The 6,912-nt window shown below is 37.2% G+C and carries 6 protein-coding genes; 3 read left to right on the plus strand and 3 right to left on the minus strand.

The genetic code is table 11. The features are described from left to right. Positions 1–33: 33 nt before the first annotated feature. Together ACMHKH_RS14215 and ACMHKH_RS14220 are read right to left on the minus strand one after the other, a co-directional pair. Positions 34–858 (minus strand): hypothetical protein, encoded by an 825-nt coding sequence (locus tag ACMHKH_RS14215; protein WP_413521283.1) that lies wholly within the window; start codon positions 856–858, stop codon positions 34–36. Continuing rightward, on the minus strand, positions 855–2,426 hold the full coding sequence (locus ACMHKH_RS14220) for a MobA/MobL family protein (RefSeq protein ID WP_413521284.1): 1,572 nt from the start codon (positions 2,424–2,426) through the stop codon (positions 855–857). Before ACMHKH_RS14220 ends, ACMHKH_RS14215 begins: the two co-directional genes overlap by 4 nt. A gap of 609 nt (positions 2,427–3,035) precedes the next feature. Between ACMHKH_RS14220 and ACMHKH_RS14225 the strand changes: the two genes are divergently transcribed. The 3 genes from ACMHKH_RS14225 (at position 3,036) to ACMHKH_RS14235 (ending at position 5,324) form a co-directional block, all read left to right on the plus strand. Beyond that, positions 3,036–4,325 (plus strand): radical SAM protein, encoded by a 1,290-nt coding sequence (locus ACMHKH_RS14225; RefSeq protein ID WP_413521285.1) that lies wholly within the window; start codon positions 3,036–3,038, stop codon positions 4,323–4,325. Then, complete coding sequence (locus ACMHKH_RS14230) at positions 4,322–5,011, plus strand: YqcI/YcgG family protein (protein ID WP_413521286.1); 690 nt, start codon at positions 4,322–4,324, stop codon at positions 5,009–5,011. The genes ACMHKH_RS14225 and ACMHKH_RS14230 overlap by 4 nt, the downstream gene beginning before the upstream one ends. Positions 5,012–5,135: 124 nt before the next feature. After that, positions 5,136–5,324 carry a hypothetical protein gene (locus ACMHKH_RS14235; protein ID WP_413521287.1) on the plus strand — a complete coding sequence of 63 codons (189 nt, stop codon included), beginning with the start codon at positions 5,136–5,138 and terminating at the stop codon, positions 5,322–5,324. 339 nt (positions 5,325–5,663) lie between these two features. Here the strand turns inward: ACMHKH_RS14235 and repM are convergent, their stop codons facing one another. After that, entirely contained in the window at positions 5,664–6,641 is a 978-nt protein-coding gene (gene repM, locus ACMHKH_RS14240; RefSeq protein WP_413521288.1) for a replication initiation protein RepM, read from the minus strand. Positions 6,642–6,912 lie beyond the last annotated feature (271 nt).

The raw sequence follows: 6,912 nt of genomic DNA on the forward strand, positions 1-6,912 counted from the left end.
CTTTGTTTTTTAATGATTAAAACATAAATTAATTTACTTAATTTTGCATAACAATGATTTATTCCATGGGTATGAATCAGGGTTATCAATACATGATTTAGAATCAATACGTGCATAATAACCATCTACACGTTTAGTAATACTAGGTATGACTTGAGCCTTAGCTAGTTCATCATAGTCTGCTTGTCGATTACTGATTTCAGCTTTACTGGGAATAAATAACCAAGATAGACCAAATGTTAAAAGAACAACTGAGAGACAGACAGCAATAAGCACAGCAGTCACTTTCCAGCTAAGCTTTTTTGCTAAGTCATCGCTAAAATCACTTCCAATATCTTTAAGCTTGTCTTTGGTATTTTTGATAATGTCAGTAACGGTACCTTCTACACTCTCTTTGAGCTTCTTGCTTTGATCGTCATACGTGCTCTCATACAGTTTGAAAAAGCCCTGTCTCTCTTTAAATTCAGTTTTTGAGTTGGTAGCAGCAACCTTAATATCTTCTAATTCTTGTCCAACCTTATCAGCAACCGTTGATAGTTTTTTAGTTGCTGTGTCTATGTGGGTAGTAAAGCCTTTATTTATCAGGGCATGGTAGCTTTCTTGGTTTTTCTCAAAGGCTACGCTTATAGTTTTTTTGATAGATTGAATGGTGTTGTCTGTGATCGACTGGGCGTTATCTTGATACGTTTTTAATAGCTCAGTTAACTGCCTTATCATTGCTGAAATTTGTTTTACATGTTCATCGTTAGTTTGACCCTGAGCTTTACCTTCTGCTAATAGCTCTTGCTGGTGTTCGATGAGTATTTGAAGGGTAAATATTATTTCTGTTATTTCAATCGACTGGGCGTTGTCGGTCATATCTGAAATCCTAGTCCTCTGCTACGACTGCGATCGATATCATAGCTATGGTCATTAATGGCTGCTGAGACGCTCTGTAGGCGCTCCTGCTGCGCTTGTGTGAGGTTTTGCTTATGCTCAGGTACCATAGCATCAAAAACGCCCTTTAATGCTGCTGTATACTCTTTTTGCGTCATGCTCTGTCGTGTGCTTTTGCTACTATCTAATGCTGACTGCGATTGCTCGATAAGGGTGTTGCCTAAACGCTCGTATTGAACCTCTGCAAGCTCTCGTTGGTGCTTTGTGGTACTAGGGTCGCGTTGATAGCTTGTTAGCTCTCGCATGAGGGTGTCTGCGGCTACAATAGCCACAAGGTGCTTTCCAAACTCGCTGTCTGGGTCTATTTTCTGTAAGTATGGCTTATCAAATTTAATGAGTTGCTGTGCTAGTCGCTTAAAGTTCTGATTAAATTGCCGTGTTTCCATAGCAATCCTTTCGCTTATTTGGTCTCTGCGCTGTTGTTGCTCTCGCTTCTCTTGTTCTAACTGCTCTTGCTTTTTTTGTTCAGCGGCAGCTATTTTCTGCTGTCTTAGTCGCTCTTGTTCGGCTTGTTGTGCCTTTTCACGGTCAAGCTTTATGGTTTTAAGTCTGTTTGCCATATCGTAAGCGCGTGTTAGGTCTGCTTGAGAGACTTTGCGCTCTTTAAATTCAGGTTTAGGCGCAGCTGGGACAATGAATAGCTTGCTTTCGCGTAGATCGGCAATGGTTCGATCTGCTTTAGCATTGGTTTTTTGGTTGTCGTCTAGGTGTTTGTTCCAAACCAATGCATTAGACTGGATAATCTCACGGTTAAACTTGCCTTTCTCGGTCGGTACCCCTTTACGTTCCAAGTGCGTCGCGTCTTTACCCATCTTGAGTTGTGGCACTAGGTCAATACCTTGTGACTTATAGCTACGGCTGTCGATTAGGTTATGCCCTTTTGCTTCTAATACCTTGTTTGCCGTATGCTCCCACAGTTCGCGTACGGCTTTAACTTCCACGCTCATGCGCGGCAAGCCCTTTTTTCTGCGGTCATCGTCTGATATTTCGCTATCGGCTTTATCTTTGGTGAGATATATTTTACCGTCATCATCAATCGTGGCAGTGCGCGTAGTTAATAAGATATGGGCATGGAAGTTAAGAGGGCTTGCACCGCGCTCGATTTCCTTAACCGTTGGCACATGGATCGCACAATCTGCGATCACCTGATATCTATCGGCTAGGGTTCTGGCGAAGTCATGGGCTAAATCTTTGCGATCTTGTTCGCCCAATTCATGTGGTAAGGCAATCAGCCATTCACGAGCCACGCGACTATTTTTTCGGGTTTCATTACGTTCTGCCATGTTCCATAATTCGGCTCTGCCAATCTCGCTATCAGCTAAGGCCGTCGGCAGAATAATATCGGCACTTAATACGCCGCTGCGTTTTTCATAGTCGTGGAGCTTGCCGTGATCTTTGTCTTCATCAAGTAATTTATCACCAGCACGATAAGCGGCAGCAGCAATCGCACTTTGTCCTTTTGCTCTGGATACTGACTTGGTGCTTGCCATGAATATCGCCATAACGATTGCCTAATTACGAGCTTGGTTTTTTGGGGTTTGGGGTGTCCCCAACGTGTTTTGAGAATTGGGAAATATGAACCGTTAGGTGAATATATCACAGTTCTCGAAAACGCGCTCTTAGTCAGAGGGACACAACCATCTCTCAATAGAATAGTATGCATTTCATCATGCTATTCTATTGAATCTAATTTAACCAATACATGGAATTATATTTAAATATTAATTTTAGCCCACAACCCTTGATATTAGGTCGTTATATTGAGCTGTGAGTTAAAATAAATCAGTAGTAAGTTTCTAATCAAATGTTTTCTGAGGCTGGTTATAGTCAGACGATTTTTAGCGATATACTTGAGAACATAGTTCCGAAAAATCCTTTTGGCATATAGGTTATAGCTGATTTACAGTAGGTTGTCTTTACTCAACAAAAATCAATCCATTAAACCTTGTGTTTAGAGCCAATTAAATCTAATATAGCAAGTTAACCTCAACCGTAATTATGGAGATTATTATGCAAAAAGTTTTTCCGCCAGAACTAGGTACAGTAAAAGGCAAGTGCACGCTACAAGGCGGATACGCACGCTAAAAGGACACTAACCGATGTATTTAGAGATCAAATCAAGTGAAGGTAAGAGATATCTTTTTGATGGGCTATCAAACGACATCTATAGTTTAGATCCTGATTTCGAGATCATCGAAGGTGCAAGTCGAGAGCAATTGGGGTTGCCAGATATAAAAAGATCTGTCCTCCCTGATACTCAAACAGAATTGAAAGTCAGAAACTCTGCTAAAACCCTAATTCTTGAATTAACAGAGCAGTGTAATTTACGTTGTACATACTGTGTCTTTGATGATGCTTATCCTCAAGAGAGATCTCACTCTTCTACTAAATTGAACCATTGTATAGCCAAACAGAAAATAAACGATTTTTTCCAACGTGCTAGAGAAGATGCCTACATTATTTTTTATGGCGGTGAGCCACTCTTAGAATTCAATGAAATAGTAGAGCTAACTAACTACGCAAAATCTCTATTCAAAGATAGAGTAAAGTTTTCTTTTACTACTAACGGCATGGCATTAACAAAAGATAAGTTTGATTTTCTAATAAGAAATGATTTTTTGATAACAGTAAGCTTAGATGGTTATCAGAAAAATCATGATTCAAAAAGAATAACAATAAATGGAAAACCGAGTTGGAATAAAATTATGAGCAACCTTCAAGATTTGAAGGGCTATAGTTTAGAATTTTACTCATCAAAATTAATTATAAACAGCGTAATTAATAGTATTGATGATCTTGATTATATCAATAGAGAAGTTAATTCCAATGAATTGCTTAAAGGGATTGATATTCGATTTTCTTTTCCTCTGCAAGACTCTATCCTAGAAACTAGGAAGTATAACAAATTTAATAATGATCACTATGATAATTTAAAAAACATTTTTCTAAACGAAGACTTCTCAGACAATAGTTTTTATAAAGACAGGCTCTTACCGTTAGTTCAAAAGATAGCCTTTAGAAAATTAGGTGAGGACGCTCAGGAAGGTAAGAAGAAATGCACCCCTTTTGCCAATCGTACATATATACGTTCGAATGGTGAAATGCAGTTTTGTGAACGCATATCTTCCTTCAATATTGTGAAAGACAGCGATGAAATAGTAGATGCTTCGCATAGTATCCAAGGTGAGTTCTATGCTAACAAGCATGATTCTTGCTCAAAGTGTTTCGCATATAACTTCTGCGAGCTATGCCCTGCTTCTTTCTATTATGAGGGTAGCTTCCACGATAAGCACGTTGAGATTTGTGATAACTTCAGAGAAGAATTTTTATTGTCTCTGAAGTTATATACTGATTTATCAGAAAAAGATATTACTTTCTCAAAGGCATGACATCCAAATACTGTAACATTCTTCATCTTCGTGATAATAATTTACCTCTATATGAAGAGTTAAAGCATACCTTCGCGTCTCAAGATTTCCCTTGTCTATTCGCTATAAATTCGTTCCATAAAAAACATATGTATATTTATGATACTACTAATTATAAATACGAAGACTGCCAAAAAAAATATTTAGATGTGTATAAACAACTGAAATGCTTTTCAGAATATGTAGAAAAAATAGGTGACGATAAGAATTTTTGTACATTACTTATCGTATTTCCTAATCTACGGGATACAACGCCCTCGTCTATAGAAGATTTTATTTTTTCATTGCTTATAAATCTAAAAAACCTCGACTCAACTCAGGATCAAATTAACAGAATCGACATCATAGAAGATGATTTTGAGTTCTCCTTAGACAATAAAATCTGGTTTCCTGTTTTCCTTTGCCCAGAACACGTATCCACTATACGCAAATCTAGTTTATCAGTCGTTGCATTCCAACCTAAAAAAACATTTGAAACACTGAAAAAATGCCCCAATAATTTTTATGAAAAAACTAGACAAGCCACGCACCATAGAATTGATAAAGTATATGACTTCAAAAAACCATTTTTCCTATCCAATAAAAGTAGCGGAATAAATGCTATACAGTATTTAGGGTTTGATCCAATTCATCCAGAGGAATATTAGAGATACACTTATTTGTATCTGCATTTTTTGATGGTTTTTTATTACTTATAATCCAGATAGCTTGCAATAGCATCGCCAGATGTACTACATTTAGGGCTAAACAAAATAACTAAGGAAGAAAGTTATGAGTAGTTCGTTTAAAGGTAGTCCAGAACATCAGGACTGGGAAGAAGCAGGTGGCAGAGATGAAGAAGAGTCAGAATATCGCCAAGAACACGATCGAAGAGAAAGAAGCGAACAAGCTAAGAAAGATTATGACGCAGCAGAAGATAAAGAGACGATGCGTAAGAATGAAGAGCATCTAGGTAGATAGAAAATTAAGATTTAGGATGCTCATTTGCTTTTTGGTTGCAAATAATAGTTTATACTTCCATACGAAAGCCCACTTTTCCATATATAAGGATTTTTATGAAGTTTATTTATACTAATAAAAAGTTTATCAACTTGTCTATCACGTGCAAATCAGGTATTTGTAGCCATTGTGGCTATACTTGTAACCTTTGCGATGATTGTGAAAAGTGCAGCGCCGCCTGTTATTGTGAATAAGATATTTATATCTTAAGCGTTACCTAGACACTATTTAAAAGCCATCTGATATATATTAGTTGGCTTTTTTTGATGGCAGTCATTATTTATAACGGTTTATTAGGTATTAATACTCAAGGTACTCTCTAATTGGACGTTTCTTAAACTGTGATGCGTCTTTTTTTAGTCGATTAATCATTTCAAACTCCCATCCTTGCTGCGACTGTCCAGCTGGGCTAGTAGGACTGACCATGTGATTATAGTCAGTAACAAACTGAGGGTTACGAGCAATACGCCCTAGTTGATTGTCATTTAGCCCATCAACCGTGAACATATCTGCTGTATCTACGTCTCTACTAATACCTTGTCGTGTACTGCTTTTCGGCTTACTTTTTGACAGTACCTTAAATTTAAAGCCAATAATATTTTTACCATCTTTTTCTTGCTCATAGCTAACTTTGATATCAGTGTGCTTATTAATCTCTTTAATAGCTTTGTTTAAAACACCAGATTTGAAGTCACACATCCGTTCATATTCATCATCATCCACTCCAAGTTGCCCTCTAAATACTTTCAAGCCAAATAAAGGGGTCTTTTTGGCTTCACGCCATTGTATTAGAAGTTCATACAAACGTACTGAATACATGCTGTTGAGCATCGATGTTTGTTCTAACGTGTACTTAGTAAAAAACTGTTCTATACCATTTATACGTGTTATTTCATTTACTACCGCAGGCGTAAATATAATTTCGATAGTGCCTTTATCCTGCTTATACTTTGCTTGACTTATCCAACGGGACTTAACGGGATAACCATCGTTTTCGTCTAAAAAAGTAAACCTACGCTCGAATAGATTTTCTTCTGCTTTTTTAAGGACGTCATAAGCCCCCTGTCGTGTCGTCCCAAACGCTTCAGCGTACCTTGAGGCTTTTATAGTTAGAGGCTTATCGGCTGATAAACCTTCATTTTTCTCTCTGCTGTCTATGATAGCCAACTGAACCAACCTTATTTCAGCAAGCGTAAGATTTTGGATTGCTGTATTTAGTCTGTTTGTCTTAACTATAAGATCCATCTTATTATTACCTGCATTCACACTTGGTTTCATCAACTTAACCCCTCTAACTGTATAACGATAAATAATATAGCATCATTATAACGATAAATAAATAGTTATCGTTATAAGGTAAGTAAACTACGTTCTATGGGTAAGTAAACTACGTTCTATGGGTAAGTAAACTACGTTCTATGGGTAAGTAAACTACGTTCTATGGGTCGTGAGTGCCTTTATTAACAAGGGCTATAGCGGACTTAAAAGCATTAAAAGCATTAAAAGCATTAAAAGCATTATTGGTTATTAATAACTAAAGAATTAAAAG

Origin of the sequence: Psychrobacter glacincola, assembly GCF_965118485.1 — a bacterium.
Taxonomy (GTDB): domain Bacteria; phylum Pseudomonadota; class Gammaproteobacteria; order Pseudomonadales; family Moraxellaceae; genus Psychrobacter; species Psychrobacter glacincola_D.

Bases quoted from the DNA above. Each gene is read 5' to 3' on its own strand.
- ACMHKH_RS14215 (WP_413521283.1), bottom strand. From the start codon at position 858: ATGACCGACAACGCCCAGTCGATTGAAATAACAGAAATAATATTTACC.
- ACMHKH_RS14220 (WP_413521284.1), bottom strand. From the start codon at position 2,426: ATGGCAAGCACCAAGTCAGTATCCAGAGCAAAAGGACAAAGTGCGATT.
- ACMHKH_RS14225 (WP_413521285.1), top strand. From the start codon at position 3,036: ATGTATTTAGAGATCAAATCAAGTGAAGGTAAGAGATATCTTTTTGAT.
- ACMHKH_RS14230 (WP_413521286.1), top strand. From the start codon at position 4,322: ATGACATCCAAATACTGTAACATTCTTCATCTTCGTGATAATAATTTA.
- ACMHKH_RS14235 (WP_413521287.1), top strand. From the start codon at position 5,136: ATGAGTAGTTCGTTTAAAGGTAGTCCAGAACATCAGGACTGGGAAGAA.
- repM (WP_413521288.1), bottom strand. From the start codon at position 6,641: ATGAAACCAAGTGTGAATGCAGGTAATAATAAGATGGATCTTATAGTT.